Source organism: Pseudomonas sp. UBA6753, from assembly GCF_002453565.1.
Classification (GTDB): Bacteria; Pseudomonadota; Gammaproteobacteria; order Pseudomonadales; family Pseudomonadaceae; genus Aquipseudomonas; species Aquipseudomonas putida_Z.
This window is the reverse complement of sequence record NZ_DKHD01000003.1, coordinates 131,449-158,303: the sequence shown is the minus strand read 5'-3', so window position 1 is coordinate 158,303 and position 26,855 is coordinate 131,449. Positions and strand designations below refer to the sequence as shown.

27 protein-coding genes are annotated in these 26,855 nt (G+C 64.3%); 9 read left to right on the top strand and 18 right to left on the bottom strand.

Annotated features, from left to right (window positions below; genetic code table 11):
* Positions 1–41: 41 nt before the first annotated feature.
* The 3 genes from B2790_RS02465 to phoB form a co-directional block, all read right to left on the bottom strand.
* Complete coding sequence (locus B2790_RS02465) at positions 42–1,382, bottom strand: hemolysin family protein (protein WP_013974815.1); 1,341 nt, start codon at positions 1,380–1,382, stop codon at positions 42–44.
* Positions 1,383–1,555: 173 nt separating this feature from the next.
* Positions 1,556–2,863: a phosphate regulon sensor histidine kinase PhoR gene (phoR, locus tag B2790_RS02460; protein ID WP_025341127.1), complete on the bottom strand. Its 1,308-nt coding sequence runs from the start codon at positions 2,861–2,863 to the stop codon at positions 1,556–1,558.
* Between the two features lie 48 nt (positions 2,864–2,911).
* The gene (phoB, locus tag B2790_RS02455) at positions 2,912–3,601 is read right to left on the bottom strand and encodes a phosphate regulon transcriptional regulator PhoB (protein WP_003253341.1); all 690 of its coding nucleotides are present in this window, start codon (positions 3,599–3,601) and stop codon (positions 2,912–2,914) included.
* A 172-nt stretch (positions 3,602–3,773) separates the two neighbouring features.
* On the opposite strand from phoB, the gene B2790_RS02450 reads away from it, so the two are divergent.
* A complete protein-coding gene (locus B2790_RS02450) occupies positions 3,774–4,145 on the top strand; it encodes a hypothetical protein (RefSeq protein ID WP_085615970.1) in 372 nt (123 codons plus the stop codon).
* 119 nt (positions 4,146–4,264) lie between these two features.
* Here B2790_RS02450 and ubiA read toward each other — a convergent pair whose 3' ends face one another.
* A complete protein-coding gene (gene ubiA / locus B2790_RS02445) occupies positions 4,265–5,155 on the bottom strand; it encodes a 4-hydroxybenzoate octaprenyltransferase (RefSeq protein WP_286918168.1) in 891 nt (296 codons plus the stop codon).
* On the bottom strand, positions 5,155–5,712 hold the full coding sequence (locus tag B2790_RS02440) for a chorismate--pyruvate lyase family protein (RefSeq protein WP_075046768.1): 558 nt from the start codon (positions 5,710–5,712) through the stop codon (positions 5,155–5,157). Before B2790_RS02440 ends, ubiA begins: the two co-directional genes overlap by 1 nt.
* 231 nt (positions 5,713–5,943) lie before the next feature.
* Between B2790_RS02440 and B2790_RS02435 the strand changes: the two genes are divergently transcribed.
* The 4 genes from B2790_RS02435 (at position 5,944) to B2790_RS02420 (ending at position 8,285) form a co-directional block, all read left to right on the top strand.
* Positions 5,944–6,111 carry a rubredoxin gene (locus tag B2790_RS02435; protein ID WP_003253349.1) on the top strand — a complete coding sequence of 56 codons (168 nt, stop codon included), beginning with the start codon at positions 5,944–5,946 and terminating at the stop codon, positions 6,109–6,111.
* A 16-nt stretch (positions 6,112–6,127) separates the two neighbouring features.
* On the top strand, positions 6,128–7,276 hold the full coding sequence (locus B2790_RS02430; protein ID WP_085588827.1) for an NAD(P)/FAD-dependent oxidoreductase: 1,149 nt from the start codon (positions 6,128–6,130) through the stop codon (positions 7,274–7,276).
* 186 nt (positions 7,277–7,462) lie between these two features.
* Positions 7,463–7,762: an HU family DNA-binding protein gene (locus B2790_RS02425; RefSeq protein ID WP_013974808.1), complete on the top strand. Its 300-nt coding sequence runs from the start codon at positions 7,463–7,465 to the stop codon at positions 7,760–7,762.
* Between the two features lie 148 nt (positions 7,763–7,910).
* Positions 7,911–8,285 (top strand): SCP2 sterol-binding domain-containing protein, encoded by a 375-nt coding sequence (locus B2790_RS02420; protein WP_025341122.1) that lies wholly within the window; start codon positions 7,911–7,913, stop codon positions 8,283–8,285.
* Between the two features lie 129 nt (positions 8,286–8,414).
* Here B2790_RS02420 and B2790_RS02415 read toward each other — a convergent pair whose 3' ends face one another.
* The 6 genes from B2790_RS02415 to exbB form a co-directional block, all read right to left on the bottom strand.
* Positions 8,415–9,818, bottom strand: coding sequence for an aminoacyl-tRNA deacylase and HDOD domain-containing protein (locus B2790_RS02415; RefSeq protein WP_075046765.1), 1,404 nt, complete (start codon positions 9,816–9,818; stop codon positions 8,415–8,417).
* A 78-nt stretch (positions 9,819–9,896) separates the two neighbouring features.
* Positions 9,897–11,975 carry an ATP-dependent DNA helicase RecG gene (gene recG, locus B2790_RS02410; RefSeq protein WP_039612341.1) on the bottom strand — a complete coding sequence of 693 codons (2,079 nt, stop codon included), beginning with the start codon at positions 11,973–11,975 and terminating at the stop codon, positions 9,897–9,899.
* A gap of 3 nt (positions 11,976–11,978) precedes the next feature.
* Positions 11,979–12,905 (bottom strand): hydrogen peroxide-inducible genes activator, encoded by a 927-nt coding sequence (locus B2790_RS02405; protein WP_013974805.1) that lies wholly within the window; start codon positions 12,903–12,905, stop codon positions 11,979–11,981.
* 94 nt (positions 12,906–12,999) lie between these two features.
* Entirely contained in the window at positions 13,000–13,731 is a 732-nt protein-coding gene (locus tag B2790_RS02400; protein WP_016489831.1) for an energy transducer TonB, read from the bottom strand.
* Positions 13,728–14,156: a TonB system transport protein ExbD gene (gene exbD, locus B2790_RS02395; protein WP_013974803.1), complete on the bottom strand. Its 429-nt coding sequence runs from the start codon at positions 14,154–14,156 to the stop codon at positions 13,728–13,730. Before exbD ends, B2790_RS02400 begins: the two co-directional genes overlap by 4 nt.
* A 3-nt stretch (positions 14,157–14,159) precedes the next feature.
* Complete coding sequence (gene exbB, locus B2790_RS02390) at positions 14,160–15,122, bottom strand: tonB-system energizer ExbB (RefSeq protein WP_286918167.1); 963 nt, start codon at positions 15,120–15,122, stop codon at positions 14,160–14,162.
* Between the two features lie 190 nt (positions 15,123–15,312).
* Here exbB and B2790_RS02385 point away from each other — a divergent pair, with 190 nt between their 5' ends.
* Positions 15,313–16,170 carry an SDR family oxidoreductase gene (locus B2790_RS02385; protein WP_286918166.1) on the top strand — a complete coding sequence of 286 codons (858 nt, stop codon included), beginning with the start codon at positions 15,313–15,315 and terminating at the stop codon, positions 16,168–16,170.
* A 137-nt stretch (positions 16,171–16,307) separates the two neighbouring features.
* On the opposite strand, the gene B2790_RS02380 is transcribed toward B2790_RS02385, so the two are convergent.
* The 5 genes from B2790_RS02380 to B2790_RS02360 form a co-directional block, all read right to left on the bottom strand.
* Entirely contained in the window at positions 16,308–17,039 is a 732-nt protein-coding gene (locus tag B2790_RS02380) for a hypothetical protein (protein ID WP_137162665.1), read from the bottom strand.
* A gap of 58 nt (positions 17,040–17,097) precedes the next feature.
* A complete protein-coding gene (locus B2790_RS02375) occupies positions 17,098–17,478 on the bottom strand; it encodes a RidA family protein (protein WP_003253379.1) in 381 nt (126 codons plus the stop codon).
* Between the two features lie 23 nt (positions 17,479–17,501).
* The gene (spoT, locus tag B2790_RS02370) at positions 17,502–19,610 is read right to left on the bottom strand and encodes a bifunctional GTP diphosphokinase/guanosine-3',5'-bis pyrophosphate 3'-pyrophosphohydrolase (RefSeq protein WP_013974799.1); all 2,109 of its coding nucleotides are present in this window, start codon (positions 19,608–19,610) and stop codon (positions 17,502–17,504) included.
* A 59-nt stretch (positions 19,611–19,669) separates the two neighbouring features.
* A complete protein-coding gene (gene rpoZ, locus B2790_RS02365; protein ID WP_003253383.1) occupies positions 19,670–19,933 on the bottom strand; it encodes a DNA-directed RNA polymerase subunit omega in 264 nt (87 codons plus the stop codon).
* Positions 19,934–20,183: 250 nt separating this feature from the next.
* Positions 20,184–21,056 carry a LysR family transcriptional regulator gene (locus B2790_RS02360; protein ID WP_013974798.1) on the bottom strand — a complete coding sequence of 291 codons (873 nt, stop codon included), beginning with the start codon at positions 21,054–21,056 and terminating at the stop codon, positions 20,184–20,186.
* A 207-nt stretch (positions 21,057–21,263) separates the two neighbouring features.
* On the opposite strand from B2790_RS02360, the gene B2790_RS02355 reads away from it, so the two are divergent.
* The 3 genes from B2790_RS02355 to B2790_RS02345 all read left to right on the top strand — a co-directional run bounded on the left by B2790_RS02355 (position 21,264) and on the right by B2790_RS02345 (position 25,079).
* The gene (locus B2790_RS02355; protein WP_015272334.1) at positions 21,264–22,646 is read left to right on the top strand and encodes a glutamine synthetase family protein; all 1,383 of its coding nucleotides are present in this window, start codon (positions 21,264–21,266) and stop codon (positions 22,644–22,646) included.
* Positions 22,647–22,650: 4 nt separating this feature from the next.
* On the top strand, positions 22,651–23,424 hold the full coding sequence (locus tag B2790_RS02350; RefSeq protein ID WP_046613698.1) for a gamma-glutamyl-gamma-aminobutyrate hydrolase family protein: 774 nt from the start codon (positions 22,651–22,653) through the stop codon (positions 23,422–23,424).
* A gap of 113 nt (positions 23,425–23,537) precedes the next feature.
* Positions 23,538–25,079 carry an APC family permease gene (locus B2790_RS02345; protein ID WP_013974795.1) on the top strand — a complete coding sequence of 514 codons (1,542 nt, stop codon included), beginning with the start codon at positions 23,538–23,540 and terminating at the stop codon, positions 25,077–25,079.
* Positions 25,080–25,212: 133 nt separating this feature from the next.
* On the opposite strand, the gene gmk is transcribed toward B2790_RS02345, so the two are convergent.
* On the bottom strand, positions 25,213–25,833 hold the full coding sequence (gmk, locus tag B2790_RS02340; protein WP_286918165.1) for a guanylate kinase: 621 nt from the start codon (positions 25,831–25,833) through the stop codon (positions 25,213–25,215).
* A 13-nt stretch (positions 25,834–25,846) separates the two neighbouring features.
* Complete coding sequence (locus tag B2790_RS02335) at positions 25,847–26,710, bottom strand: YicC/YloC family endoribonuclease (protein WP_025341114.1); 864 nt, start codon at positions 26,708–26,710, stop codon at positions 25,847–25,849.
* Positions 26,711–26,855 lie beyond the last annotated feature (145 nt).

The window sequence follows — 26,855 nt, the reverse complement described above, 5'->3', positions numbered from 1 at the left end:
TTTGGTGATCCTGTGGGAGCGGGCGAGCCCGCGAATGGCCCTCAATCCAGCTTGAGCACCTTGGCCAGCACGATCTTCGGCCCTTTCATCTTCTTGATGATGATGCGCAGCCCTTCGACCTCCAGCACTTCCTCTTCTTCAGGCACGCGCTTGAGCGTCTCGTAGACCAGCCCGGCGAGGGTTTCTGCCTCGATATGGTCAAGGTCGACGCCCAGCAGGCGCTCGACCTTGAACAGCGGCGTGTCGCCACGCACCAGCAGCTTGCCCGGCTGGTAGGCGAGGATGCCGCGCTCGGTCTTGCGGTGCTCGTCCTGGATGTCGCCCACCAGCACTTCCAGCACGTCTTCCATGGTCAGGTAGCCAATCACCTTGCCATCGGCTTCCTCCACCAGCACGAAGTGCGCGCCGCCCTTGCGGAACTGCTCCAGCAACTGCGCCAGCGGCATGTGCCGCGACACGCGCTCCAGTGGCCGTGCCAGGTCGTCGAGGTCGATGGTTTCGGGCAGGTGCTCGAGTTCGGCCAGCTCCAGCAGCAGGTCCTTGATGTGCAGCAGGCCGGTGAATTCTTCACGCTCGGCGTCGTACACCGGGTAGCGGCTGAACTTGTGGCGGCGCACCAGGGCCAGGATCTGCTTCAACGGCGCATGGGCGTCGATGCTGACCATGTCCTCGCGCGAGTTGGCCCAGTCGACCACCTCCAGCTCGCCCATTTCTACGGCCGAGGCCAGCACGCGCATGCCTTGGTCGCTCGGGTCCTGGCCACGGCTGGAGTGCAGGATCAGCTTGAGCTCTTCACGGCTGTAGTGGTGCTCGTGGTGTGGGCCGGGCTCGCCCTGGCCGGCAATGCGCAGGATGGTGTTGGCGCTGGCATTGAGCAGGTAGATGGCCGGGTACATCACCCAGTAGAACAGGTACAGCGGCACGGCGGTCCACAGCGACAGCAGCTCGGGCTTGCGGATGGCCCAGGACTTGGGCGCCAGCTCGCCGACCACGATGTGCAGGTACGAGATGACGAAGAAGGCGACGAAGAACGAGATGGCCTTGATCAGCTCGGGCGTGTCCACGCCCAGGTAGGCCAGCAGCGGCTCGAGCAGGTGGGCGAACGCCGGTTCACCGACCCAGCCCAGGCCCAGCGAGGCGAGGGTGATGCCCAGTTGGCAGGCTGACAGGTAGGCGTCGAGCTGGTTGTGTACCTTGCGCAGGATGCTGCCACGCCAGCCATGCAGCTCGGCGATGGACTCGACGCGGGTGGCGCGCAGCTTGACCATGGCGAACTCGGCGGCAACGAAGAAGCCGTTGAGCAGCACCAGGAGCAATGCAAAGATGATCATGCCGAAATCGGCGAATAACGAGGTGAGGCTGATACCAGGGGAAGGGTCCATGATGGAGTTTTTACGGGGTCCGTCTTCGAGATAGAGAGAAAAAAAGTGCCAGCTCTTGCTGGCACAGGGGGTCCAATGTAGCGGCTGGTGCGGCAAAAGCAAAGGGCGGTGGACTTATTGCGGTCCCTGTGGGAGCGGGCGTGCCCGCGAAGGGCTGCGCAGCAGCCCCGATCTCAAGCCTTGCCGTTGGCCAATTGTGCCGGCGCGAAATGACAGGTAAAGGTACTGCCATGCCCCGGCACGCTGCTGATCTCCAGCTTGCCGCGGTGGCGCATCAGCACATGCTTGACGATCGCCAGCCCCAGCCCGGTGCCGCCGGTATTCGACGCACGGCTGGAATCGACCCGGTAGAAGCGCTCGGTCAGGCGTGGCAGGTGCTTGGCATCGATGCCCACCCCCGAGTCCTGCACCGACAGGTGCGCGCCCTGGGCATCGGCCCACCAGCGAATACGGATGCTGCCTTCGTCCTGGGTGTACTTGACCGCATTGAACACCAGGTTGGAAAAGGCACTGCGCAGCTCCGACTCGCTGCCCTTCAGCTGCACGCCAGGCGCGGCTTCCAGGGTGATGCGCTGGTTGCGGGGCCCGGACAGGGCCTGGGCGTCGTTCTTGATCGCGGCAAGCAAGGCATCGACCGCCACTGGCTGGTTGTCCGACGGGTAGTCGGTGGCCTCCAGCTTGGCCAACAGCAGCAGGTCGTTGAGCAGTGTCTGCATGCGCGAGCCTTGCTGGCTCATCTGCTGCAGGGCTCGGCCCCAGCGCGGGTTCACGTCTTCGACGTTGTCCAGCAGGGTTTCCAGGTAGCCGGTGATCACCGTCAGCGGCGTGCGCAGCTCGTGGGACACGTTGGCGACGAAGTCCTTGCGCATCTGCTCCAGCTGATGGATGCGGGTAACATCGCGCACCAGCATCAGGTGCTCGTTGTTGCCGTAGCGGGTGATGTGCAGCTGCACGCGCATGCGGTCGTTGATCGGCGAGGGGATTTCCAGCGGCTCGAGGTAGTTCTCCGCCTCGAAGTATTCCTTGAAGCGCGGGTGGCGCACCAGGTTGGTCACCTGCTGGCCGCCGTCCTGTGGGGTCTTGAAGCCCAGCAGAGTCTCGGCGGCGCGGTTCCACCATTCCAGGTTGCCGTCGCTGTCCAGCATGATCACCGCGTCACGCAGCGCGGCGGTAGACTCCTGCACCCGGTCGATCACCGCCTGCAGGCGGCCGCGCACGCGCTGGTCGCGGCGTTGCAGGTGATAGATGCTGTCGAACACTTCGCCCCAGAGGCCGTAGCCATCGGGCGGTGCTTCGTCGGGTTGGTGGTTGCGCAGCCAGTCATGCAGGCGCAGCAGTTGCTTGAGGGTCCAGCCCAGGTAGAGCGCCAGGCCGATGGCCAGGCTCCAGCCATAGTAGCCGCTGACCAGCCCGCCGATCAGGCAGACGGTAATCAGCAGCAGCAGGTGGCGAATCAGGGTCGCGTGCCAGTTCTGGTTCAATTGACGGTCCTTGTACAACGACGTGCAGCTTGGCGCTTTTCAGCTCGATCAGCTCTTGGTCGAGAAGCGGTAGCCGGTGCCCCGGACGGTTTGTACCAGATTTTCGTAGGCTTCACCCAGCGCCTTGCGCAGGCGGCGGATGTGTACGTCGACGGTGCGCTCTTCGACATAGACGTTACCGCCCCACACCTGGTCCAGCAGCTGGCCACGGGTGTAGGCGCGCTCCTGGTGGGTCATGAAGAACTGCAGCAGGCGGTATTCGGTAGGGCCCATCTCGGCCGGCTTGCCGTCGATGGTCACGCGGTGGCTGATCGGGTCGAGCAGCAGGCCGCCGACTTCGATCGGTGCCTCGCTATCGCTCGGGCCGGTGCGGCGCAGCACGGCTTTGAGGCGAGCGACCAGTTCACGCGGCGAGAACGGCTTGGTGATGTAGTCGTCGGCGCCCACTTCCAGGCCCTGGATCTTGTTGTCCTCTTCACCCTTGGCGGTGAGCATGATGATCGGGATGTCGCCGGTCAGCTCGTCGCGCTTGAGGCGGCGGGCCAGTTCGATGCCGGAGGTGCCCGGCAGCATCCAGTCGAGCAGGATCAGGTCCGGTTTGCGGTCGACGATGATCGCGTGGGCCTGTTGGGAGTTTTCCGCTTCCAGGCAGTCATAGCCGGCCATTTCCAGGGCAACGGCGATCATCTCGCGAATTGGTGCTTCGTCGTCGACGATCAGAATGTTCCTGCCAACCATGCTCAAAACCTCTCCTGGATACGGTGTCTTGGCCCGCATTAGATAACGGAATTATTGCAGCTGTGTGACAGGGTGTTGGCCGTTCTGGCGACATTCCATGACTGAACTAGGCTTGAAAGGGCCGTAGTTGTGGCAACCAGAACTCAATCCCCCCGAAACAATGGTGAATCCAATGACACGACAAACGCTGAGCTGGATGGCCCTTTTCACTGCGCTGGCGCTCCCGGGGGTGGCCTTGGCCGACCATGCGATGGAGAAGGGCGGGATGTTGGTCGATCATGCCGGCATGACCCTGTACACCTTCGACAAGGATGCGGGCGGCAAGTCGATGTGCAATGGCGAATGCGCCACCAACTGGCCGCCGCTGATGGTCAAGGCCAATGACGAACCGGCCAAGGACAAGTGGACAGTGGTGATGCGCGATGATGGCAGCAAGCAGTGGGCCTATGATGGCAAGCCGCTGTACACCTTCATCAAGGACAAGAAGGCCGGCGATATGACCGGTGACGGCATGAAGGACGTCTGGCACGTTGCCAAGCCTTGAGATTGCCGGGGCCGCTTTGCGGCCCATCGCCGGCAAGCCAGCTCCCACAGGTTATGCGCAAGCTGTAAAGGCAGCGCTGCACCTGTGGGGCTGGCTTGCCGGCGATAGGGCCCTCAGCTTCAACGCAGTGCGTAATCCAACACTACCCCGATAAACACCAGCAACCCCGCCCAGTGATTGTGCAGAAACGCCTTGAAGCACGACTCCCGGTCCAGCTTGCGCGTCGACCAGTACTCCCAGGCAAAGCACGCCGCCGCGCCCAGCAGCCCCAGGTGGAACCAGCCACCCAGCTCGAAGCGGCTGCCGGCCAGCAACAGGCAGCCCAGCGACAGCAGCTGCAAGGTCAGGATGATGGTGCGGTCTGCGTCGCCGAACAGGATAGCGGTCGATTTCACGCCTATCTTCAGGTCGTCATCACGGTCGACCATGGCGTAGTAGGTGTCGTAGCCCACCGTCCACAGCAGATTGGCGATATACAGCAGCCAGGCGCTGGCCGGCAGCTCGCCACCCGCTGCGGTGAAGGCCATGGGAATGCCCCAGGAATACGCCGCCCCCAGCACCACCTGCGGGTAATAGGTGTAGCGCTTCATGAACGGGTAGCAGAACGCCAGTGCCACCGCACCGAACGACAGCCAAACCGTGCGGCTGTTGGTACACAGCACCAGCAGGAAGCTCACTCCGACCAGGATGGCGAACAGCGCCAGTGCTTCGCGCGGGCGGACCCGGCCGCTGGCCAGGGGGCGGTCGGCGGTACGTTTGACGTGGCCGTCCACCTTGCGGTCGGCAAAGTCGTTGATGCAGCAACCTGCAGCGCGCATCAGCACCACACCTAGGCCGAAGATCAGCACGTTGGCAAGGGTTGGTGAACCGTTGCCGGCAATCCACACCGCCGACAAGGTCGGCCACAGCAGCAGGTAGATACCAATCGGCCGGTCCATGCGGCTGAGCTGGACGAAGTCCCAGGCCCGTGGGTGCAGACGGTTGAGCGACTTGAGCAGTTGCAGGTACATCAGCGGTTTTCCTCCTTGGCCGCTTGCCACAATGCTGGCAGAAACACCTCTGCCACCAGCAGGTCCAGGCCGCCACGTTCGAAGCGCGAACGGCGGCCCCACAACGCCGCGTGGGCGGCTTCGCCCGGCAGCCAGGCCTGTGGATAACTGCACACCTCGATGGGGTGGCGGATGAATGCCTGGTCACAGAACAGCAACTCGCCCAGCGAACGGCTGCCCAGGGTTTCCAGGTCCAGCCCGCCGCGCTCCAGGGCGCTGCGGCTGGCGACGCTGCGGGCGAAAACCCAGGGTTGGCCATGGCCGCGCAGGTACACCTCACGCACCCAGCCTTCGGCGCCAGCGGCGATGCCCAGTGCCTGGCATTCGTCATCGCGCAGCGGCTGCCAGCCCTCGAACAGCGGGGTGACGGAGAAATGATCGTTGGACAGGCGGGTCAGGCGGCGGGTCAGCGAGCCCTCGTCGAACAGCCAGTCAAGGGTGGGCTGGTCGATGTCGGTCGCCAGCCGTGAATACGGCAGCCACGCGACAGCGGCTGCTTGCGGGGATTCGTACGACACGTCGGTCTGCTTGTTACAACCAGAGAGGCGGCGAGCTTAGCATGATTGCCCCGACTGCTTGCATACTGCCGACAGGGCCGCTACAAAGCCCCACGAATTGCGCGCTGGCCTCGGCGGGGGCGAGTCCATCGATTACAGGTTATACACAACTCCTGTGGGAGCGGGCATGCCCGCGAAGAGGCCATCAGCAGCAACACAACGCTCCAGCCTGAACCGAGGAAACCCACCCCCATGAAAAAGTGGCAATGTATTGTCTGTGGCCTGATCTACGACGAAGCCGAAGGCTGGCCCGACGACGGCATCGCCCCCGGCACCCGCTGGGAAGACGTGCCTGAAGACTGGCTGTGCCCCGACTGCGGCGTGGGCAAGAGCGACTTTGAAATGATCTCCATCGGCTAATCGAGGAAAGCACGACATGACGTCCCCTGTGGTAATCATCGGTACCGGCCTTGCGGGCTACAACCTGGCCCGTGAATTTCGCAAGCTCGATGCGCAGACGCCGCTGCTGCTGATCACCGCCGATGACGGTCGTTCCTACTCCAAGCCCATGCTGTCCACCGGCTTTGCCAAGCAGAAGGACGCCGACGGCCTGTGCATGGCCGAGCCGGGCGCCATGGCCGAGCAACTGAATGCCGAGATTCGCACCCATACCCGCATCAGCGGCATCGACCCGGGCCACAAGCGTTTGTGGATAGGTGAAGAGGCGGTGGAATACCGCGACCTGGTGCTGGCTTGGGGCGCGCAGACGGTGCAGGTGCCGATCGAAGGTGATGGCGGCGATCGAGTGTTCCCGATCAACGACCTGGAAGACTACGCGCGCTTCCGTGCCGCCGCCGTCGGCAAACAGCGCGTGCTGATCCTCGGTGCCGGCCTGATCGGCTGCGAATTCGCCAACGACATGAGCCTGGGCGGCTTCCAGGTCGATGTGGTGGCGCCGTGCGAGCAAGTCATGCCGACCCTGCTGCACCCGGCCGCTGCCACTGCCGTGCAGGCCGGGCTGGAAGGCCTGGGCGTGCGTTTTCACCTCGGCCCGGTACTGACCCGCCTGCAGCAGGTGGCCCAGGGCCTGGAGGCGCACCTGTCCGACGGCAGCGTGATCGCCTGCGACCTGGTGGTTTCGGCCATCGGCCTGCGCCCGCGCACCGACCTGGCCGCCGCCGCTGGCCTGCAGACCAACCGTGGCGTTTGCGTGGACCGCCAGTTGCGCACGTCCCACGCCAACATATTCGCCCTTGGCGACTGTGCCGAAGTCGATGGCATCAACCTGCTCTATGTGATGCCGCTGATGAGCTGCGCCCGAGCCCTGGCGCAAACCCTGGCCGGCAAGCCGACAACGGTCGCCTACGGGCCGATGCCGATCACCGTGAAAACCCCGGCCTGCCCGCTGGTGGTCTCGCCGCCGCCCCAGGGCCACGAAGGCACCTGGCAGGTAGAAGGGCAGGGCAGTGACCTCAAGGTGCTCTGCCTTGATGCAGAGGGCAAGCTGCTGGGCTACGCCCTCACCGGGGCGGCCGTGATGGAAAAGCTGGCCCTGAATCGCCAGCTGCCGGCCGTAATGGCGTAAATAGCTGGCGTTCTGTCGGATTTATCCTGTTGTTGCTTGCACAATGGCCGCCCAGATACTGGCGCGGCCCCTGTGCACGTGCCATCCTCACTTCCGTCTGCCGCAGATTAGAGCCTGCGGTGCCTTGAGCGCTGCTCCCAGGGCAGCACGGCATAACAACAAGAATTCCGTCAAAGAGGCTTCACTATGCGCAAACCAGAACTCGCCGCCGTCATCGCCGAAAAGGCCGATCTGACCAAGGAAAAGGCCAATCAGGTTTTGAACGCGATTCTCGACAGCATCACGGGTGCCCTGGACAAGGACACCGTGACCCTGGTCGGTTTCGGCACCTTCGAAAAACGTCATCGCGGTGCGCGTACCGGCAAGAACCCGCAAACCGGTGAACCGGTCAAGATCAAGGCCAGCAATACCGTGGCTTTCAAGCCAGGCAAGAACCTGCGCGACAGCGTCAACGCCCCCGTCAAGCCGGCCAAGAAAGGCAAGTGATCGCTCCCTGACAACCCCAGTGTCAGCCAAGCGGGCGCCCCAGGGCGCCCGTTGTGCTTTCTGCAGGCAAAATGTTTCGAACTTGCATAAATAGTTCCGGAAAAGGATAGACTGCGCGCCTTAGTCACTTTTAATTCGAGGCGCGTTGATGAAGTTCCGCTTTCTTCTCTGGGCCATGGGGCTGTTGATGGCCAGGGCCAGCCGCAACAACCCGGCATTCCAGCAGCAGCTCAAGGGCAAGGACCTGGTGTTCCAGATGCAGACCCTGGACGGCAAGGTCGCCCGGCACTTCATCGTCAACAATGAACGCGTCAGCAGCAAGGGCGGCGCGCACCCGCAGCCGGCGTTCGCCATTGCCTTCAAGGACGCCGCCTATGGCTTCGCCACCATGCAGGCAGGTAACAAGCAGTTGGCGTTCATGCAGGGGATTCAGGACAAGCACATCCAGATCAAGGGCAACCCGGCGCTGGTGATGTGGTTCCAGGGGTTGATGAAGTACCTGAAGCCGAAGAAGAAGGGCTGAAACCCAACGGGGATGTCGACGCTTTACCTGTGGGAGCGGGCATGCCCGCGAAACAAACGACGCGGTGCATGGCACCGGCTTCGCCGGTGTTCGCGGGCACGCCCGCTCCCACAGGTTACGCGTTAATGCTTAATGCGGTGTGTGGAACTGCGAAGCCAGTTCACGCAGCAGGCTCTCTGCCTCGAGCACCTTGTTCACCACATCCTCGGCCTTGTCCCGGGTAATCCCCAGCCGCTCCAGCAACTCGTCTGGAATCTCCTGCTGCGGCCCCGAGCCAATCCCCCGCGAGCGCAGCAGGCGGGTGGCCAGGCACACCAGGTTGGGGAACGCCGAAAACTCGCCTTCATAGGCCGGGTCGTGCTGGAAGCGCAGCGCGGTGGACAGCTCTTCCGGCATGTCCCACAGCTTCATCAACCAGGCACCGATCTGCTCGCGGCTGATGCCCAGCAGGTGTTGTTCCACGTAGGTGTGGCACAAGTGCGGGTTGACCTCCAGGTGGCGGCAGATCAGCGAGAAGTGCGGCGGGAAAACGTGCGCCAACAGCAGGTAGCCAAAGTTGTGCAGCAGCCCGGCCAGGTAGGTCAGGCCGGCCTCGGGGCGCTCGGCCCGTGGCATGGCGCGGGTCAGGCCTTCGATGATCGCGGCGGTGTAGATCGACTGCTGCCAGTACGGCGTGGCTTGCTGCGGGTGGTCTTTCGGCAGGCTCAGGGTCTTGCCCAGCGCCAGGCCCAGGGCCAGGTTGATCACCAGGTCGAAGCCCAGCACACGCACGATGGCATCTTCTACCGAGCGGATCTTGCCAGGTGAGGCGTAGTAGGGCGATGCCGCCCAGCTCACCACCTGTGCTGCCAGCGCCGGGTCGGTTTCAACCACGCCGGTGATATCGTCGATGCTGGCGTTGGGGTCTACCCGCAGCTTGATGATCTTTTGCGCGGTGTCGGCCAGCGGCGGGATTTCGATGGTTTCTTCCAGACGCTTCTGAATGCGCCGGGCAGTGAAGGCCTGGACGGCGTTGGTGATTTCCCGGGTGTCATCATCGGGGCGGTCGAGGTTGGGGCTGATGGCCTCGACTTCCTGCCCGAAGCTGCTGGCGCTGGCCTTGACCAGCATGCGCTTGAAGTGCGCGCGTTCGATTTCCAGCAGCAGGCCGGCTTCGCCAGACTGGATAAACACTTTATCGGCGTCGAGCAGGCTCTTTTCGTACTGGCACGGCGAGCTGGTCAGCGCCGGGATGCCCGGCAGGGCCTTGAGCTGGTGCTTGTCCAGCATCTGCTTCAGGCGCGGCACCGACACCGCGGTGAGCTTGCGCCCGGTCAGTTCGGCCAGGCGGTTGAGGTCCAGCAGCTGGCTCTGCGGGAACAGCACCATCAGGGCACCGACCTCGTCGTCGAGCAGCACGGCCTGTACCCGCGACGCTGCCGGCAGGTGCGGATGTTCGACCACCTCGCGGTAGGCCACGCCGAGTTTGTCGAGCAGCAGCCGGATGACCGAGGGAGCGTGTGGGGTTGCGGTGTCCAGGGCAACTTCAGTCATGGTCCGTATCCACTGATTCTTTTAAACGCGAAGTATAACCAGCCTGGGGGCAAAACTGGATCCATTATGGGACCAGCGTCACACTTGGCCATATTGCTGGCCATGGCGCAGCCAGCGATCGAGCAGTGGGCTGACGTGCTCCGGCCACCGTGCGATCAGGGCCTGGGCGGCGTCGCGCACGGCCGGCAGCAGGTCGGCGTCGCGCATCAGGTCGGCGACCTTGAACTGCAACAGGCCGGTCTGGCGGGTGCCGAGCATCTCGCCTGGGCCACGCAGTTCCAGGTCTTTCTCGGCGATGATGAAGCCGTCGTTGGTTTCCCGCATGATCCCTAGGCGCTCGCGGCCGATCTGCGACAGTGGCGGGTGGTACAGCAGCACGCAATGGCTGACGGCGCTGCCCCGGCCAACCCGGCCGCGCAGCTGGTGCAACTGGGCCAGGCCCAGGCGCTCGGGGTTCTCGATGATCATCAGGCTGGCGTTGGGCACGTCCACGCCCACCTCGATGACCGTGGTGGCGACCAGCAGCTGCAGGTTGCCGGCCTTGAACTCGGCCATGATCTCAGCCTTTTCCGCCGGCTTCATGCGCCCGTGGATCAGCCCCACCCGCAGCTCGCCCAGGGCGCTGCCCAGCTCCTCGTAGGTGCTTTCGGCGGCTTGGCAGGTCAGCTCTTCGGATTCTTCGATCAGGGTGCACACCCAATAGGCCTGGCGCCCTTCGGCGCAGGCGGCGCGCACCCGCTCGACCACTTCGAAGCGGCGGCTGTCGGCCACCAGCACGGTGTTCACCGGGGTGCGCCCGGGCGGCAGCTCGTCGAGCACCGAGGTGTCCAGGTCGGCGTAGGCGCTCATGGCCAGGGTGCGCGGAATGGGCGTGGCGGTCATGATCAGCTGGTGCGGGCACAATTCCCCGGCCACGCCCTTCTTGCGCAGGGCCAGGCGTTGCTGCACGCCAAAACGGTGTTGTTCATCGATGATCGCCAGGGCCAAGTGCTTGAACTTCACCTCTTCCTGGAACAGCGCGTGGGTACCGACCACCATTGGCGCACCGTTGGCGATCTGCTCCAGGGCGGCTGCCCGAGCCTTGCCCTTGAGCTTGCCGGCCAGCCAGGCCACTTCGATGCCCAGCGGTTCGAGCCAGCGCTTGAAGGTGATGTAGTGCTGTTCGGCGAGGATCTCGGTGGGCGCCATCAAGGCCACCTGGTAGCCGGCCTCCAGGGCCTGCAGCGCGGCCAGGGCGGCGACCACGGTCTTGCCGGCACCCACATCGCCCTGCACCAGGCGCATCATCGGCTCGTGCTGGCTGAGGTCGTAGGCAATTTCATTGGCCACCCGCTGCTGCGCGCCGGTCGGCTGGAAGCCCAGGTTGGCCAGGTACTGCGCCTGCAGGCGCTGGGCCTTGGGCAGCACCGGCGCGCGCAGGCTGCGCAGGCTTTCGCGCAGGCGTTGCTGCGACAGCTGGTGGGTCAGCAGTTCTTCGAAGGCCAGGCGGTGCTGGGCCCAGTGCTGGCCTTCGGCAAGCTCGTCGAGGTCGGCGTCGGCCGGCGGGTTGTGCAGGTAGCGGATGGCATCGTCCAGCGGCGCCAGCTGGTAGTCCCGGGCCAGTTCGTCGGGCAGCCAGTCCGGCAGGCTGCGCGGGCCGAGCAGGCCCAGGCTCTGCTGGCACAGCAGGCGCAGGCGTTGCTGGGTGAGGCCTTCGGTGGACGGATAGATCGGCGTCAGGGTCTGCTCGACCGGTGGCGGCGGCTCGTCGCCGTTCAGTGCGCGGTATTCTGGGTGGTAGATTTCCAGGCCCGAGGCGCCGGGGCGGGCTTCGCCGTAGCAGCGCAGGTGAGTACCACGCTTGAGGCCTTCCTTCTGCGCGTTGCTGAAGTGGTAGAAGCGCAGGCTCAGCACGCCGCTGCCGTCACCCAGGCGCACCACCAGGCTGCGGCGCTTGCCCATGGTCACGTCGGCGCCGCTGACCACGCCCTCGATCACCGCGTCCTGGCCAGGGCGCAGCTGGCCTATCGGCACCACGCGAGTGCGGTCCTGGTAGCGCAGGGGCAGGTGGAACAGCACGTCCTGCAGGTTCTCCAGGCCGACCTTGGCGAGTTTCTCCGCCATGGCCTCGCCAACCCCCTTGAGTACCGTGACCGGGACCTTCGACAGCTCACTCATGACTCAGGCCGGTTGTTCCGCAGGGGCTTTGGCGACCGAGCACAGGCGGATCGAGTCGGCGAGAATCTCGATGGCCTTCGGCCGCGGGAAGCTGGCGCGCCAAGCGATGGCCACGGTGCGGAATGGTGCCGGTGCGGTCAGTGGGCGAACCTCGATGACGCCGGGGGCGTAGTGGTGGCTGTGCACCGCCGACAGCGGCAGGATCGACACGCCAAGGCCGGAGGCCACCATGTGGCGGATGGTTTCCAGCGAGCTGGACTCGACCGTGGTGTGCTTGGAGCCTTCACCGCCCTTGTTCAGCGTTGGGCAGGCTTCCAGCACCTGGTCGCGGAAGCAGTGGCCTTCACCGAGCAGCAACAGGCTCTTGTCGTTGAGCATGGCGGTGTCGATGGTCTTTTTCGCCGTCCACGGGTGGTCGGCCGGCATCAGGGCGCAGAACGGTTCATCGTACAGCGGCAGGGTCAGCACGTCGGCTTCGTTGAACGGCAGGGCGATGATCACCGCATCCAGTTCGCCGTTGCGCAGCTTTTCGCGCAGTACATGGGTGAAGTTCTCTTCGATGTACAGCGGCATTTGTGGCGCCACGCGGTGCAACTGAGGGATCAGGTGCGGGAACAGGTATGGGCCGACGGTGTAGATGGCACCGACCTTGAGCGGGGCGGTCAGCTGGTTCTTGCCGGCCTGGGCCAGCTCGCGAATGCCCTGGGCCTGCTCCAGTACCTTCTGCGCCTGGGCGACGATGCTTTCGCCGACCGGGGTAAGGCGGACCGCGCTCTTGCTGCGCTCGAAGATCAGCACGCCAAGCTCATCCTCGAGCTTCTTCACACCGACCGACAGGGTCGGCTGGCTCACGTGACAGCGTTCGGCGGCATGGCCGAAGTGCTGTTCCTGGGCGAGTGTGACGATGTAGCGTAATTCTGTGAGGGTCATAACGTGCGTCCATGAAGTTGCGAGCCCAGCATAGCGGCTGCAATCGATAGACGCACGTTATCAGACTTGCCGATTTGTGACAGAAACAAAAGTCTCAGCGGCGGTCCAGCGAGTAGACGAACGGTGCCACGACTTCGATCGTGCCATTGTTCAGCAACTCGGGTGGCGGCTTGGGTACCGTGCCGGCCCGACGGATCATTTCCAGGGTCGCCCGGTCCAGGGCGGCACTACCCGAGCCACCGGCCATGGAGTACGACACCACCTTGCCTTCGGCGTCGACCACGAAGCGCAGGCGGTTGATGCCCTGCAGACCGCGACGGCGCGCGTCTTCCGGGTAACGCTTGTACTTGGCCAGGTGACGCAGCAGGTCGCTCTGCCAGGTCGGCAGGGCGTTGCTGTTGGACGCAATGCTCGGCGCCGGTGCCGCGGACTTCTGCGGCGGCGTGTTGCTGGGCGGTGCGTCTACCGTTTGTTCGGTCGGCGGTGCTTCCTTCGGCGGCTCAGGCTTTTTCTCGGGCTTGGGCGGCTGTGGCTTGGCCTTTGGCTTGGGCGGCTTGGGAATGGCGATCTTGGGCTTGGGTGCCTCGGCCAGCTTCGGCAGCGGCGGTTCCTCGACCGGCGCCGGTGGCTGCGGCGCCGCTTTCGGGGGCGGTGGTGGCGCAGGCTCCGGCAATGGCGCCAGCTCGACCATCATGGCTGCCGGTGGCAGTTCGATGGCCTGGGGCACCGACCAGTTGAGCGTCAGCAGCACGGCGACCACGTGCACGCCCAGCACGATCGCCAGGCTGCCACCGTAGCGCGCCATGTTAGAGCGCGTTTTTGTCATTTCTTGGCTGCCGTCTCGAGACCTACCAGACCGACTTTCAGGTAGCCGGCCGCGCGCATGTTGTTCATCACTTCCATCAGGTCACCGTAATCCACGCCTTTGTCAGCCTGGAAGAAGATGGTGGTTTCCTTGTCGCCCTTGGTCTTGGCATCGAGCATCGGGCCAAGCTGGTCGGGGGCAGGGACCTGATCGTCACCGACGTACAGCTTCTGGTCGGCCTTGACGCTGACGAACACCGGTTTCTCGGGCCTCGGCGCCGGCTTGGCGGTCGAGGCCGGCAGGTCGACCTTGATGTCGACCGTGGCCAAGGGGGCTGCGACCATGAAGATGATCAGCAGCACCAGCATCACGTCGATGAACGGCGTAACGTTGATTTCGTGGTTTTCGGCGAGGTCGTCGCCACCTTCGTTGAGATGCAGGCCCATGGCTTACCCCACTTTCACCATGTGCGGGGCGGCGCGTTCGCTGCCCTGGTGGTCCAGGTCACGGCTGACCAGCAGCAGCACCTGGGCGGAGGCGTCGGACACCTGGGCCTTGTAGCCGGCGATGGAGCGGGCGAAGACGTTGTAGATGACCACGGCCGGGATTGCGGCGACCAGGCCCAGGGCGGTGGCCAGCAGGGCCTCGGCGATACCCGGGGCAACCACGGCCAGGTTGGTGGTCTGGGTCTTGGCGATGCCGATGAAGCTGTTCATGATGCCCCATACGGTACCGAACAGGCCGACGAATGGCGCAGTGGAGCCGATGGTGGCGAGTACGCCGGTGCCGCTGCTCATGGTGCGGCCGCTGGCGTGTACCAGGCGCTCCAGGCGGAAGCTGACGCGCTCCTTGATGCCTTCTTTTTCGCGGGCGTTGGCCGACAGGCGCATCTCTTCGAGGGCGTCGTGGACCAGGGTGTGGGCCAGGGTGCCTTCCTTGTTGGAAACGTCGCTGGCTTCCTTGAGGCTGGCGGATTTCTTCAGCAGGGCGATTTCACCACGCAGACGACGCTTGGCGCCCATCAGCTCGAAGCCTTTGGCGATCCAGATGGTCCAGGTGATGATGGAGGCGATGGCCAGGCCGATCATCACCGCCTTGACCACCACGTCGGCGTTCTTGTACATGCCCCATGGGGACAGGTCGTGGGCCATGCCCAGCGAGGTGTCTTCAACCAGGGCTTCGACGCTTGGGTCTACCGCGACCGGGGCATCAACCGGGGTGGCGGCAACTGCGTCGGCAACTGGTGCTGCGGCTGGGGCAGCTGGTGCAGTAGCGGCAGCAGGCGTGGCAGCATTGGCGGTTGGCTCATCGGCCATGGCCACCGGGGCCAGCACCAGGCTGAGCGTCAGCGCGGCGATGGCGCGCCAGGCGCGCGACGGGGTTGGCGAAGCGGAAGGTTGAGTACGTGTCATGCTGGCCGGACCTGATGAAGAATAAAGTGAACGTTCTCCAAGGCCTCGAGGTAGGCCGAGAACAATTTGGCGGCCATTATTGCAAGTAATTCTTGTTAACAAAAGTAATCTTGTTGCTTTTTTCGCCTATGGTCTAGCCATCCATCGTGTAGCGTGGTCGGGCTGATCAATTGGTCTAGGGAGTTTAGAGATGTCAGACCTTTCCGTGATGGTGGTGGGATGTGGTGATGTAGGCGGGCGTCTTGCCCGGCAGATGCTTGCGCGCGGCTGGCAGGTGAGCGGCCTGCGTCGCTCGGTCGGGCAGTTGCCTGCGGGGGTCGTGCCGGTGGCGGCGGACTTGTCCGAGCCATCGATCCCCGACGCCTGGCCGCAGCGCGCGCCGGACTACCTGGTGTATTGCGTGGCGGCCAGCCAGCACGACGAGGCGGGTTACCAGGCAGCCTATGTCGACGGTTTGCGCCATGTGCTGGGTTGGCTGGCCGAGCGCGGCCAACGCCCACGGCGCCTGCTGTTCGTGTCCAGCAGCAGCGTGTATGCACAGAAGGACGGCGAGTGGATCGAAGAAGGCGCGGCCACCGAGCCTGAAAGTTATTCCGGGCGGTTGATGCTGGAGGCTGAGCGGCTGGCGCTGGCCAGCGGCATCCCGGCCAGTGTGGTGCGCCTGACCGGCATCTATGGCCCCGGCCGCGAGTGGCTGCTCAGTCAGGTGCGCCAGGGCTACCGCGTGGCCGAGGAGCCACCGCTGTATGGCAACCGCATCCATGCCGAGGATGCCGCCAGCCTGTTGGCGTTCCTGTTGCAGGCCGATGCTGATGGCAAGGTGCTCGACGATTGCTACATCGGCGTCGACGACGAGCCGGCGCCGCTGGCCGACGTGGTGGCCTGGCTGCGGGCGTACATGGGGGTAACCGAGTGGTCGGATGAGCAGCGAGTGCGGCGCACCGGCAGCAAGCGCTGCAGTAATGCCCGGGCGCGGGCGTTGGGCTGGGCGCCGGTGTATCCGAGCTACAGGGAAGGCTATGCGGCCATCCTGAAAGGGAAAAATTAACTCCAGGTTTGATGCGGCTCCTTGTGGGAGCGGGCGTGCCCGCGAATCAGGCTACGTGGTGTACGGCACCGGCTTCGCCGGTGTTCGCGGGCATGCCCGCTCCCACAAAGGGGCGGCGCTCGGCTCGAAATAAGGCTTCAGTCCAGTTCCAGCACCCACTGGCGTTTGCCGGCCGCCAACACGGGCATTTCATCCGGCTGTGCGCGGTTCACCGCCTGGAAGATCTCCAGCTTGTCGCCATCGCGCTTGAGGATGAACGGCGCGCCACGCTGGTTGCGCTCCAGCCACAGGCTGTCATTGCTGCCACCCATGGTCGCGCAATCACCCGCCAGGCACAGGGCGAAACGGTCTGGCCCTGGCAGGCCGGTGACGTTGCCGGTGTCGCCGAAGCGCACGCTGGCACCTTTGCCCTGGCCTTCGATGATCTTCCAGTTACCGCCCAGATAGGCCTGGTACAGGGCTTTCTCGAAGCTGCTGCCCAGTGGCGCATTGGTCGCCGCCGGTGCTTTGGCGCGCACGAAGGTCTGCTTGCCGCCGCTTTGATCGACCGCCTGCAGTTCGTCGCCATCGAGCGACAGCTGTTCGGTCTGGCCACCCTGGAAGCTGGCCCGCCATTGCTTGTCGGTGGCGCTCAGCTGGCCGTCGGCCGCTTCGAAACCATTGCTGTAGCTGGCCTGTTGGCTGGCGACGTCGAGCTTCCACTCGAACACCGGCCCGTGCTCATTGAGCGCCTGACGCAGGCTGCCGCCCTTGACGGCCGCATTGATGGCGTCCTGGTTGATCCAGGTGCCGTTGAAATCTTCGGGTTTGTGGCTGGCGCAGCCGCCCAGAAGCAGGGCTGCCAGCGCGAGGGGCAGTGCTTGACGCATGACGGGGTAACCTTGCAGAGAAGGGAAGGTGACGGGCAGGGCGCCCGTCACCGGGGCATCATTCGATGACCAGGATGGCGTCCATTTCGACCTGGGAGCCTTTCGGCAGCGCGGCAACGCCGATGGCGGCGCGGGCTGGGTAAGGCTGCTCGAAGTAGCGGCCCATCACCTCGTTGACCTTGGCGAAGTGGCTCAGGTCGGTGAGGAAGATGTTCAGCTTGACGATGTCCTTGAACGAACCGCCAGCGGCTTCAGCCACGGCCTTGAGGTTCTCGAACACCTGTACGGTCTGGGCTTCGAAGCCTTCGACCAGTTCCATGGTCTTCGGGTCCAGCGGGATCTGGCCCGACATGTACACGGTGTTGCCGGCCTTGATCGCCTGCGAGTAGGTGCCGATGGCGGCAGGGGCCTTGTCGCTGTTGATGACGGTCTTGCTCATGATGACTCCTTGCGGTTGGCGGACTACGTACGCATGCGGGTGATGCGGACCACACCGGTCAGGGTACGCAGCTTCTTGATCACACGCGCCAGGTGCACGCGGTCGTGCACGCTGACCACCAGTTGGACCACGCTGATACGGCCGTCGCGTTCGTCCATGCTGATCTTCTCGATGTTGCCGTCGGCGGCGTTGACACTGCTGGCCAGCAGGGCAATCAGGCCGCGCTGGTGCTCCAGTTCGACACGCAACTCGACATTGAATTCACCAGTGATGTCCTTGGCCCAGGAGAGCTGTACGCACTTCTCCGGGTTGTGGCGGATTTCACTGATGTTGCGGCAGTTTTCCAGGTGCACGACCATGCCCTTGCCGGCTGACAGGTGGCCGACGATCGGGTCGCCCGGGATCGGCGTGCAGCACTTGGCGTAGCTCAGCACCAGGCCTTCGGTGCCGCGGATCGCCAGCGGGCCTTCCGGTGCCGGCAACTGCTCGCCCTCGGCCGACAGCAGGCGGCGCGCGACCACGTAGGCCATGCGGTTGCCCAGGCCGATGTCTTCGAGCAGGTCTTCGATCAGCTCCAGGCGGTACTCGGCGAGAATCGCCTGTATACGCTCCTGGGGGATCATCTCAAGGCTGCTGTCGAAGCCGGTGAGCACCTTGTTCAGCAGGCGTTCGCCCAGGCTGATGGACTCGGAGCGGCGCTGTTGCTTGAGCGCGTGGCGGATGTGCGTGCGCGCTTTGCCGGTAACCACGAAGTTGAGCCAGGCCGGGTTCGGCCGTGCGCCCGGGGCGCTGACGATTTCCACCGTCGAGCCGCTTTGCAGCGGTTCGGACAGCGGCGCCAGTCGGCGGTTGATGCGGCAGGCGATGCAGCTGTTGCCGACGTCGGTGTGCACCGCATAGGCGAAGTCGACCGCCGTGGAGCCTTTGGGCAGCTCCATGATGCGGCCTTTGGGCGTGAACACGTAGACCTCGTCCGGGAACAGGTCGATCTTCACGCTTTCGATGAATTCCAGCGAGTTGCCGGCACGTTGCTGCAGCTCGAGGATGCCCTTGACCCACTGGCGGGCGCGGGCGTGGCTGCCCTTGGGCTGCTCGTCGTCGTTGGATTTGTACAGCCAGTGCGCGGCGATGCCGTTGTTGGCCATCTCTTCCATCTCGCGGGTGCGGATCTGGATTTCGATGGGCACGCCGTGCATGCCGAACAGCGTGGTGTGCAAAGACTGGTAGCCGTTGGCCTTGGGAATCGCGATGTAATCCTTGAAGCGACCGGGCAGCGGCTTGTACAGGTTGTGCACCGCACCGAGTACGCGGTAGCAGGTGTCGACCTTGTCGACGACGATGCGGAAGGCGTACACGTCCATGATCTCGTTGAAGGCGCGGCGCTTGCCGCGCATCTTCTTGTAGATGCCATAGAGGTGTTTCTGCCGGCCGCTGACCTCGCCCTCGATGCCGTCGGCGGCCAGGCAGTTGGCCAGCGAATGCTCGATCTTGGCGACGATCTCCTTGCGGTTGCCGCGAGCGCTTTTCACCGCACGGTGGATCAGCGACGAACGCATCGGGTGCATGGCCTTGAAGCCGAGGTCCTCGAACTCCACGCGCACGGTGTGCATACCCAGGCGGTTGGCGATGGGGGCGTAGATCTCGAGGGTTTCCTTGGCGATGCGCCGGCGTTTTTCGCCGGACAGCACTTCCAGGGTGCGCATGTTGTGCAGGCGGTCGGCCAGCTTGACCAGGATCACGCGGATGTCGCGGGCCATGGCCATGGCCATTTTCTGGAAGTTTTCGGCCTGCGCCTCGGCCTTGGTCTCGAAGTTCATCTGGGTCAGCTTGCTGACCCCATCGACCAGTTCGGCCACGGTCTCGCCAAACTGCTGGCTGAGGGCTTCCTTGGCGATGCCGGTATCTTCGATCACGTCGTGCAGCATGGCCGCCATCAGGCTCTGATGGTCCATGTGCATGTCGGCGAGGATGCTGGCCACGGCCAGCGGGTGGGTCACGTAGGGCTCGCCACTGCGGCGGCGCTGCCCATCGTGGGCCTGTTCGGCGTAGAAATAGGCGCGCCGGACCAGGTTGACCTGTTCGGGGCCAAGATAGGTCGACAGCCGTTCGGCCAAGGCTTCTATACCCGGCATGGGTTCACCTCCTGCCGAGGAAGGGGGCCTTGCGCCGTGCGACGTCGACCTGGCATCAATCAGACAGCCTCGTTGTTCTCGTCCTCGAACGCGGCGAACACCGGATCCTCGGTGACGATCTCTTCAGCGGCGATGAACTCGTTGGTGACGATGCCTTCGGCGATTTCACGCAGGGCAACAACGGTCGGCTTGTCGTTTTCCCACGCAACGCGTGGCTCTTTGCCGCCGGTCGCCAGCTGGCGAGCGCGCTTGGTCGAGAGCATGACCAGCTCAAAGCGGTTATCCACGTGTTCCAGGCAGTCTTCAACAGTTACGCGGGCCATGGTCTTCCTCAGTAGCAATTGCGGTGGGCGTGCAGCCCAATAATGGGCAGGCGGACTCGATAGTTTAAAAAATCACCAGCCAATAGGGAAGCGCTGTTTTGTCGGGTAGATCGGTGTGGAGTTCTTCGCGGGCACGCCCGCTCCCACAAGTCCTGCACAATTCTCACCGCCGCCGCTTTACCTGTGGGAGCGGGCGTGCCCGCGAAAGGGCCGGAACAGACACCCTCTATACATGAACCTGACGATAACCTCAGAGCATCGCGTCACGCAACCGCGGGGTCAGCTCCTCGAACAGGGTCTGCACCGAGCGCAACGCCCGGCAGTCCGGCCGGGTCAGCAGCCACAGCTGGGTGTCGCAACCCGGCAGCGGTCCGCTCAGCGCATCCACCCCGGGCAGCGCGTGCACCATGTAGTCCGGCAACGCTGCCACGCCGAGCCCGGCCGTGACCAGCTGGGCGATGGTCGACATGCCGCTGCACTGGTAGCGCGGGCTCAAACCCGGGTGCTGCTGGTTGCGCCAGACCACCGTGGGGTGGTCCTGCATCGAGTCGTCGGGGGCGATCCACGGCACGCTGGCAGGTGACTCGGCCAGGCGCTCGCGCCACTGCGGCTGTCCGCAGACCACGTAGGAGGTGGACCCCAGGTTGCGGCCCACCAGGTGCTCCGGCGGCGTGTTGGTCAGGCGCAGGGCAATGTCGGCATCGCGCCGGCTGAGGTTGGCGAAGGTATTGGAGGTGCCCATCTCCAGCGACAAGGCCGGGTAGTTGGGCATGAACTCGGCCAGCGCCGGCAGCAGCAGGCTGTGCATCACCGCCTCGGTACAGGTCAGGCGCACGGTGCCGCTGACCACCTGCTCGCCACTGGTCATGGCGATGCGCGCCGCCTCCAGCGCCTGCTCGGCGCGTTCGGCCTGCTCGGCCAGGGCCTGGGCGGTGTCGGTCGGCAGGTAGCCTTTGCGGCTCTTGACGAACAAGGCTGTGCCCAGCGCCGACTCCAGCCGGCGGATCGAGCGGAACACCGTCGAAACATCGACCTTGAGCAACTCGGCAGCCTTGGCCAGCGAGCGGCCACGTTCCAGGGCCAGGACCAGGGAGAGGTCGGCATGGGTAATCTGATATTGCATTGGTGCACGCTCTGCTTGCCGAATTGCCAATGTCTGTTGCGTTTTGGCCATTTTATAGTGAAACGGCCCCCGGGAATCAATGCGCCCGGTCGGGTAACCAATCCCCACGATGGGAAAGTGAAAAGAACAACAGCTGCAACCATCGTCGCCCGTGAGGCGCCAGCCGTATCCCCCACATCGCCGCAGCAAATCAAAGGATGTACAGCCATGACGTCGGTAACCCCGTGCGCCAGTTCTTCCAGCGAGATGAATGACTTCCTCCAGGCCCATCCGGACACGCAGTACGTCGACCTGCTGATCTCCGACATGAACGGCGTGGTACGTGGCAAGCGCATCGAGCGGGCCAGCCTGCACAAGGTGTACGAGAAGGGCATCAACCTGCCGGCATCGCTGTTCGCCCTGGACATCAACGGGTCCACCGTCGAGAGCACCGGCCTTGGCCTGGACATCGGCGATGCCGACCGCATCTGCTTCCCGATCCCCGGCACGCTGTCGGACGAGCCGTGGCAGAAGCGCCCCACCGCCCAGCTGCTGATGACCATGCACGAACTGGATGGCCAGCCGTTCTTCGCCGACCCGCGCGAAGTACTGCGCCAGGTGGTGAGCAAGTTCGATGACCTGGGCCTGGATATCTGCGCCGCGTTCGAGCTGGAGTTCTACCTGATCGACCAGGACAACCTCAACGGTCGCCCGCAGCCGCCGCGCTCGCCGATTTCCGGCAAGCGCCCGCAGTCGACCCAGGTGTACCTGATCGACGACCTAGATGAATATGCCGACTGCCTGCAGGACATGCTCGAAGCGGCCAAGGAACAAGGCCTGCCCGCCGACGCCATCGTCAAGGAAAGCGCCCCGGCGCAGTTCGAGGTCAACCTGCATCATGTTGCCGACCCGCTGAAGGCCTGCGACTACGCGATCCTGCTCAAGCGCCTGATCAAGAACGTTGCCTACGACCATGAAATGGACACCACCTTCATGGCCAAGCCCTACCCAGGCCAGGCAGGCAATGGCCTGCACGTGCACATTTCGTTGCTGGACAAGAAAACCGGCAAGAACATCTTCGCCAGCGACGACCCGCTGCAAAGCGACGCGCTGCGCCATGCCATCGGTGGTGTGCTGGAGACCATGCCGGCGTCGATGGCCTTCCTCTGCCCGAACATCAACTCCTACCGCCGCTTCGGCGCGCAGTTCTACGTGCCCAATGCGCCAAGTTGGGGCCTGGACAACCGTACCGTGGCAGTGCGCGTGCCCACCGACAGCAGCGACAACGTGCGCCTCGAGCACCGCGTGGCCGGTGCCGACGCCAACCCCTACCTGATGCTCGCGGCGATCCTCGCCGGTGTTCACCACGGCCTGACCAACCAGGTCGAGCCGCAGGCACCGATCGAAGGCAACTCCTACGAACAGCTGGAGCAGAGCCTGCCGAACAACCTCCGCGATGCCCTGCGCGCGCTGGACGACAGCGAAGTCCTCAACCAATACATCAGCCCGGACTACATCGATATCTTCGTGGCCTGCAAGGAAAGCGAACTGGCCGAGTTCGAAGTGTCGATTTCCGACCTCGAGTACAACTGGTACCTGCACACGGTGTAAGCCCATGAGCGCAAATGCGGTCCCCTTGATCGGTGTCAGCGCCTGCCGCCAGCAGGTGGGGAAAAACTCGTCGCATACGGTAGGCGACAAGTATGTCGAGGCGGCCGGCTTTGCCGGCTTGCCATTGATCTTGCCGGCCCGTGACGGGGGCAGCGACACGCAGGCGCTGCTGGCCCGTCTGCACGGCATTGTTTTTACCGGCTCACCTTCAAATATCGAACCGCATCATTACAATGGCGCCCCCAGCGCGGCGGGTACCCGGCACGATCTGGCACGCGATCGCCTGACCCTGCCGTTGTTGCAGGCGGCCATTGCCGCCGGTGTGCCGGTGTTCTGTATCTGCCGTGGCTACCAGGAATTGAATGTGGCCCTGGGCGGCAGCCTGCACCAGCGCGTGCAGGAACTGCCCGGCTACCTTGACCACCGTGAACCTGAGGACGCACCCCTGGAGGTGCAATACGGCCCTCGTCACCTTGTCGGCATCGAGCCTGGCGGGTTGTTCGAGCGCCTGGGCCTGGCGGCGCAGTTCGAGGTCAACTCGCTGCACAGCCAGGGCATCGACCGCTTGGCCCCGGGCCTGCGCGTCGAGGCACGGGCCCCGGATGGCCTGATCGAAGCAGTGTCCATGCCTGCGGCGCCGGGTTTTGTGCTCGGCGTGCAGTGGCACCCGGAGTGGCGATTTACCGAAAACCCGGTCTCGCTGCGCCTGTTCCAGGCGTTTCGCGAGGCCTGCATTGCTTACGCTACACGGGAGGGCGCACGGCAGGAGGCATTCTGACGTCACCCGAAGGTCTCGGATGACTTGTTCCCGACAGCAAGCTTTCAATGAGTGAAAGCGGGTCTTGTACGCAAGGCCTGTGAAAACAATTCCAAAATTTACGGCAAATACTCATGAGCAATTACACAGAAGCCGGCCGCCCACCCGACGTGGCGGCCGACGCGGGCAACACCCAGCGCAGCAAGGGCCTGGCCACCGGCCGGCTGGGCTTGCTGGCCAGCGTGGTGCTGGGCATTTCCACCATCGCCCCGGTCTACACCCTTACCGGCGCCCTTGGCCCGACCGTGCGTGAAGTGGGCGCGCACCTGCCGGCGGTGTTCATCGTCGGCTTCCTGCCGATGCTGCTGGTGGCCTTGGGCTACCGCGAACTGAACTCGGCGGAGCCGGACAGCGGTACTTCGTTTACCTGGTCGGCGCGTGCCTTTGGCCCGATGATCGGCTGGATCGGTGGCTGGGGCCTGGTGGTCGCCACCACCATCGTGTTGTCGAACCTGGCAGGGGTGGCGGTCGACTTCTTCTACCTGTTCCTTGGCCAGATCACCGGCAAGCATGAACTGGCGGCCTTGGCCGACAACCTGCTCATCAACATAACCACCTGTTGCGTGTTCATCGCCCTGGCGGTGTGGATCTGCTGCCGCGGCATGACCACCACCATGACCGTGCAATACGGCCTGGTGGCACTGCAGTTGCTGGTGCTGATCGGCTTTGCCTTTGCCGCTTTCGGCGAAACCACCGCGCCGCCACCGCTGGAATTCGATTTCGCCTGGTTCAACCCGTTCGGCGTCGAATCGTTCTCGGCCTTTGCCGCCGGGCTGTCGCTGTCGATCTTCATCTTCTGGGGCTGGGACGTGTGCCTGACTGTCAGCGAGGAATCGGTCGGCAGTGACGAGGTGCCGGGCAAGGCGGCCACCTGGACCGTGCTGCTGATCCTCGGCCTGTACCTGTTCACCGCGATTGCCACCCTGCAGTTTGCCGGTATCAGCGAACAAGGCCTGGGCCTGAACAACCCGCGCATCCAGGAAAACGTCTTCGCCCACCTGGCCGGTCCGGTCATGGGGCCGCTGGCGATCCTGATGTCCATCGCCGTGCTGGCCAGCACCGCGGCGTCGCTGCAGTCGACCTTCGTGTCGCCGGCGCGCACCCTGTTGGCCATGGGTTACTACGGTGCGGTGCCGCAGAAGTTCGCCAGCGTCTGCCCTCGTTCGCAGACCCCGCGTTACGCCACCATCTGCGCTGGTGTGGCTGCGGGCCTGTTCTACGTGACCATGCGCACCCTGAGCGAGAACGTGTTGGCAGATACCATCACTGCACTGGGCATGATGATCTGCTTCTACTATTCGCTGACGGCCTTCGCCTGTGTCTGGTACTTCCGCCACAGCCTGTTCGACAGCCTGCGCCACTTCCTGATGCGCGGCCTGTGCCCGCTGGTGGGTGGGGTGATCTTGTCGGTGATCTTCGTGCGTACCGCCATCGACAGCGCCTCGCCGGACTTCGGCAGCGGCTCGCATGTGGGCGGGCTGGGGCTGGTGTTCGTGATCGCCGCGATCATCTCGGTGCTGGGGATTGTGCTGATGATGCTGTCGCGCCTGCGCGCGCCGGCGTACTTCCTGGGGGCTACCCTGCGTCAGCAGGCTACCTTGCCACTGCAGGAATAAATGATTGGGGCCGCTTTGCGGCCCTTCGCGGGCACGCCCGCTCCCACAGGTACAGCACAGGCCTCAAGGCAGTGATCAACCTGTGGGAGCGGGCGTGCCCGCGAAGGGCTGCAAAGCAGCCCCAAATCGTTCTTCAGCCGATCAACTGATTCAGCAGCGCACCGTGCCGCTGTTGCTGTTTCTTCAGTTGCAGCCGGTTCGAGCGGAACACTGCCTTCAAGTCTTCCAGCGCCACGTCGAAGTCATCGTTGATGATCACGTAGTCGTACTCGTCGTAGTGCACCATCTCGCTGACCGCTTCCTTCATGCGCCCGGCGATGATCTCTTCGCTGTCCTGCCCGCGGCCATCTAGGCGCTCGCGCAGGGCCTGCTGGCTTGGCGGCAGGATGAACACCGACAAAGCCTCGGGCATCAGCTTGCGTACCTGCTGGGCGCCTTGCCAGTCGATTTCCAGGATCAGGTCATTGCCCTGGTCGAGTACCTCTTGCAGCGCGCTGCGCGAAGTCCCGTAGAAATTGCCGAACACTTCGGCGTGCTCGAGGAAGTCACCCTTGGCGATCAGCCCCTTGAAGTCGTCATGGCTGACGAAGTGGTAGTTCACGCCGTGCTGCTCGCCCGGGCGCATGGCGCGGGTGGTGTGCGAGACCGAGACGCTTACGCGCTTGTCGGCCTTGATCAGGGCGGTGACCAGGCTGGTCTTGCCGGCGCCCGAAGGGGCCGAAACGATGTAGAGGGTGCCGCTGCTGTGGTTCATGGTCGGGGTGGCCTTACTCGATGTTCTGTACTTGTTCACGCATCTGTTCGATCAATACCTTCAGGTTGACCGCCGCTTGCGTGCTGCGTGGGTCGAAGGCCTTGGAGCCGAGGGTGTTGGCCTCGCGGTTGAGTTCCTGCATCAGGAAGTCCAGGCGCCGGCCGGCGGCGCCGCCACCCTTGAGCACTCGGCGCACTTCGGTGACATGGGTGCTGAGGCGGTCGAGTTCCTCGGCCACGTCGCTCTTCTGGGCCAGCAGCACCATCTCCTGCTCCAGGCGCTGCGGGTCGAGTTCGGCCTGCATGTCGCCGAAGCGGTCGAGGATCTTCTGCCGCTGAGCTGCCAGCATTTGCGGCACCAGGGCGCGCAGGGTGGTGACTTCGCTGGCCATGTTGTCCAGGCGTTCGTTGATCAGCCGGGCCAGTTCCTGGCCTTCACGCTGGCGCCCGGCCTTGAGCTCGGCCAGTGCTTCATCGAACAGCGCCATGGCTTCGGTATTCAGTGCCTGCGGGTCGCTGGCGTCGGCCACCAGCACGCCTGGCCACGACAGCACCTCCAGCGGGTTCAGTGGTGCCGGCTGCTTGATCAGGCCAGCCACCTCCTCGGCGGCGGCAACCAGCTGCGCGGCGCGCTCGCGGTCCACCTTCAGCGGTTTGCCGTTGCTGTCTTCGTTGAGGCGCAAGGTGCATTCCACCTTGCCCCGCGACAGGCCCTGGCGCAGGCCTTCACGCACGGCGCCTTCGAGGTCGCGCAGGGCCTCGGGCAGGCGCAGGTGCGGCTCCAGGTAACGGTGGTTGACCGAACGCAGCTCCCAGACCAGGGTGCCTTGGCTGCCGGCGCGCTCGACACGAGCAAAAGCGGTCATGCTGTGCACCATGGGGAGTACCTCGCGTATATGAATGAACGGTGGGAGCCTCTCGGCTGCAAGGCGCAGGATTGTAGCGCAGTGGGGCCTTGGCGCCCAATCCACCCATGTTACCGACGGGTGGCCTGGCCGGCAGGAAAAGGCGACGGGCTGTGTC

Bases quoted from the DNA above. Each gene is read 5' to 3' on its own strand.
- B2790_RS02420 (WP_025341122.1), top strand. From the start codon at position 7,911: ATGAAGTTCCGCTTTCTTCTCTGGGCCATGGGGCTGTTGATGGCCAGG.
- B2790_RS02400 (WP_016489831.1), bottom strand. From the start codon at position 13,731: ATGACAAAAACGCGCTCTAACATGGCGCGCTACGGTGGCAGCCTGGCG.
- B2790_RS02335 (WP_025341114.1), bottom strand. From the start codon at position 26,710: ATGGTGCACAGCATGACCGCTTTTGCTCGTGTCGAGCGCGCCGGCAGC.
- recG (WP_039612341.1), bottom strand. From the start codon at position 11,975: ATGAGTGAGCTGTCGAAGGTCCCGGTCACGGTACTCAAGGGGGTTGGC.
- B2790_RS02415 (WP_075046765.1), bottom strand. From the start codon at position 9,818: ATGACTGAAGTTGCCCTGGACACCGCAACCCCACACGCTCCCTCGGTC.
- B2790_RS02345 (WP_013974795.1), top strand. From the start codon at position 23,538: ATGAGCAATTACACAGAAGCCGGCCGCCCACCCGACGTGGCGGCCGAC.
- B2790_RS02375 (WP_003253379.1), bottom strand. From the start codon at position 17,478: ATGAGCAAGACCGTCATCAACAGCGACAAGGCCCCTGCCGCCATCGGC.
- B2790_RS02465 (WP_013974815.1), bottom strand. From the start codon at position 1,382: ATGGACCCTTCCCCTGGTATCAGCCTCACCTCGTTATTCGCCGATTTC.
- gmk (WP_286918165.1), bottom strand. From the start codon at position 25,833: ATGAACCACAGCAGCGGCACCCTCTACATCGTTTCGGCCCCTTCGGGC.
- B2790_RS02435 (WP_003253349.1), top strand. From the start codon at position 5,944: ATGAAAAAGTGGCAATGTATTGTCTGTGGCCTGATCTACGACGAAGCC.
- spoT (WP_013974799.1), bottom strand. From the start codon at position 19,610: ATGCCGGGTATAGAAGCCTTGGCCGAACGGCTGTCGACCTATCTTGGC.
- B2790_RS02380 (WP_137162665.1), bottom strand. From the start codon at position 17,039: ATGCGTCAAGCACTGCCCCTCGCGCTGGCAGCCCTGCTTCTGGGCGGC.
- B2790_RS02450 (WP_085615970.1), top strand. From the start codon at position 3,774: ATGACACGACAAACGCTGAGCTGGATGGCCCTTTTCACTGCGCTGGCG.
- B2790_RS02385 (WP_286918166.1), top strand. From the start codon at position 15,313: ATGTCAGACCTTTCCGTGATGGTGGTGGGATGTGGTGATGTAGGCGGG.
- phoB (WP_003253341.1), bottom strand. From the start codon at position 3,601: ATGGTTGGCAGGAACATTCTGATCGTCGACGACGAAGCACCAATTCGC.
- rpoZ (WP_003253383.1), bottom strand. From the start codon at position 19,933: ATGGCCCGCGTAACTGTTGAAGACTGCCTGGAACACGTGGATAACCGC.
- B2790_RS02350 (WP_046613698.1), top strand. From the start codon at position 22,651: ATGAGCGCAAATGCGGTCCCCTTGATCGGTGTCAGCGCCTGCCGCCAG.
- B2790_RS02405 (WP_013974805.1), bottom strand. From the start codon at position 12,905: ATGACCCTCACAGAATTACGCTACATCGTCACACTCGCCCAGGAACAG.
- B2790_RS02430 (WP_085588827.1), top strand. From the start codon at position 6,128: ATGACGTCCCCTGTGGTAATCATCGGTACCGGCCTTGCGGGCTACAAC.
- B2790_RS02425 (WP_013974808.1), top strand. From the start codon at position 7,463: ATGCGCAAACCAGAACTCGCCGCCGTCATCGCCGAAAAGGCCGATCTG.
- exbD (WP_013974803.1), bottom strand. From the start codon at position 14,156: ATGGGCCTGCATCTCAACGAAGGTGGCGACGACCTCGCCGAAAACCAC.
- exbB (WP_286918167.1), bottom strand. From the start codon at position 15,122: ATGACACGTACTCAACCTTCCGCTTCGCCAACCCCGTCGCGCGCCTGG.
- B2790_RS02360 (WP_013974798.1), bottom strand. From the start codon at position 21,056: ATGCAATATCAGATTACCCATGCCGACCTCTCCCTGGTCCTGGCCCTG.
- B2790_RS02355 (WP_015272334.1), top strand. From the start codon at position 21,264: ATGACGTCGGTAACCCCGTGCGCCAGTTCTTCCAGCGAGATGAATGAC.
- ubiA (WP_286918168.1), bottom strand. From the start codon at position 5,155: ATGTACCTGCAACTGCTCAAGTCGCTCAACCGTCTGCACCCACGGGCC.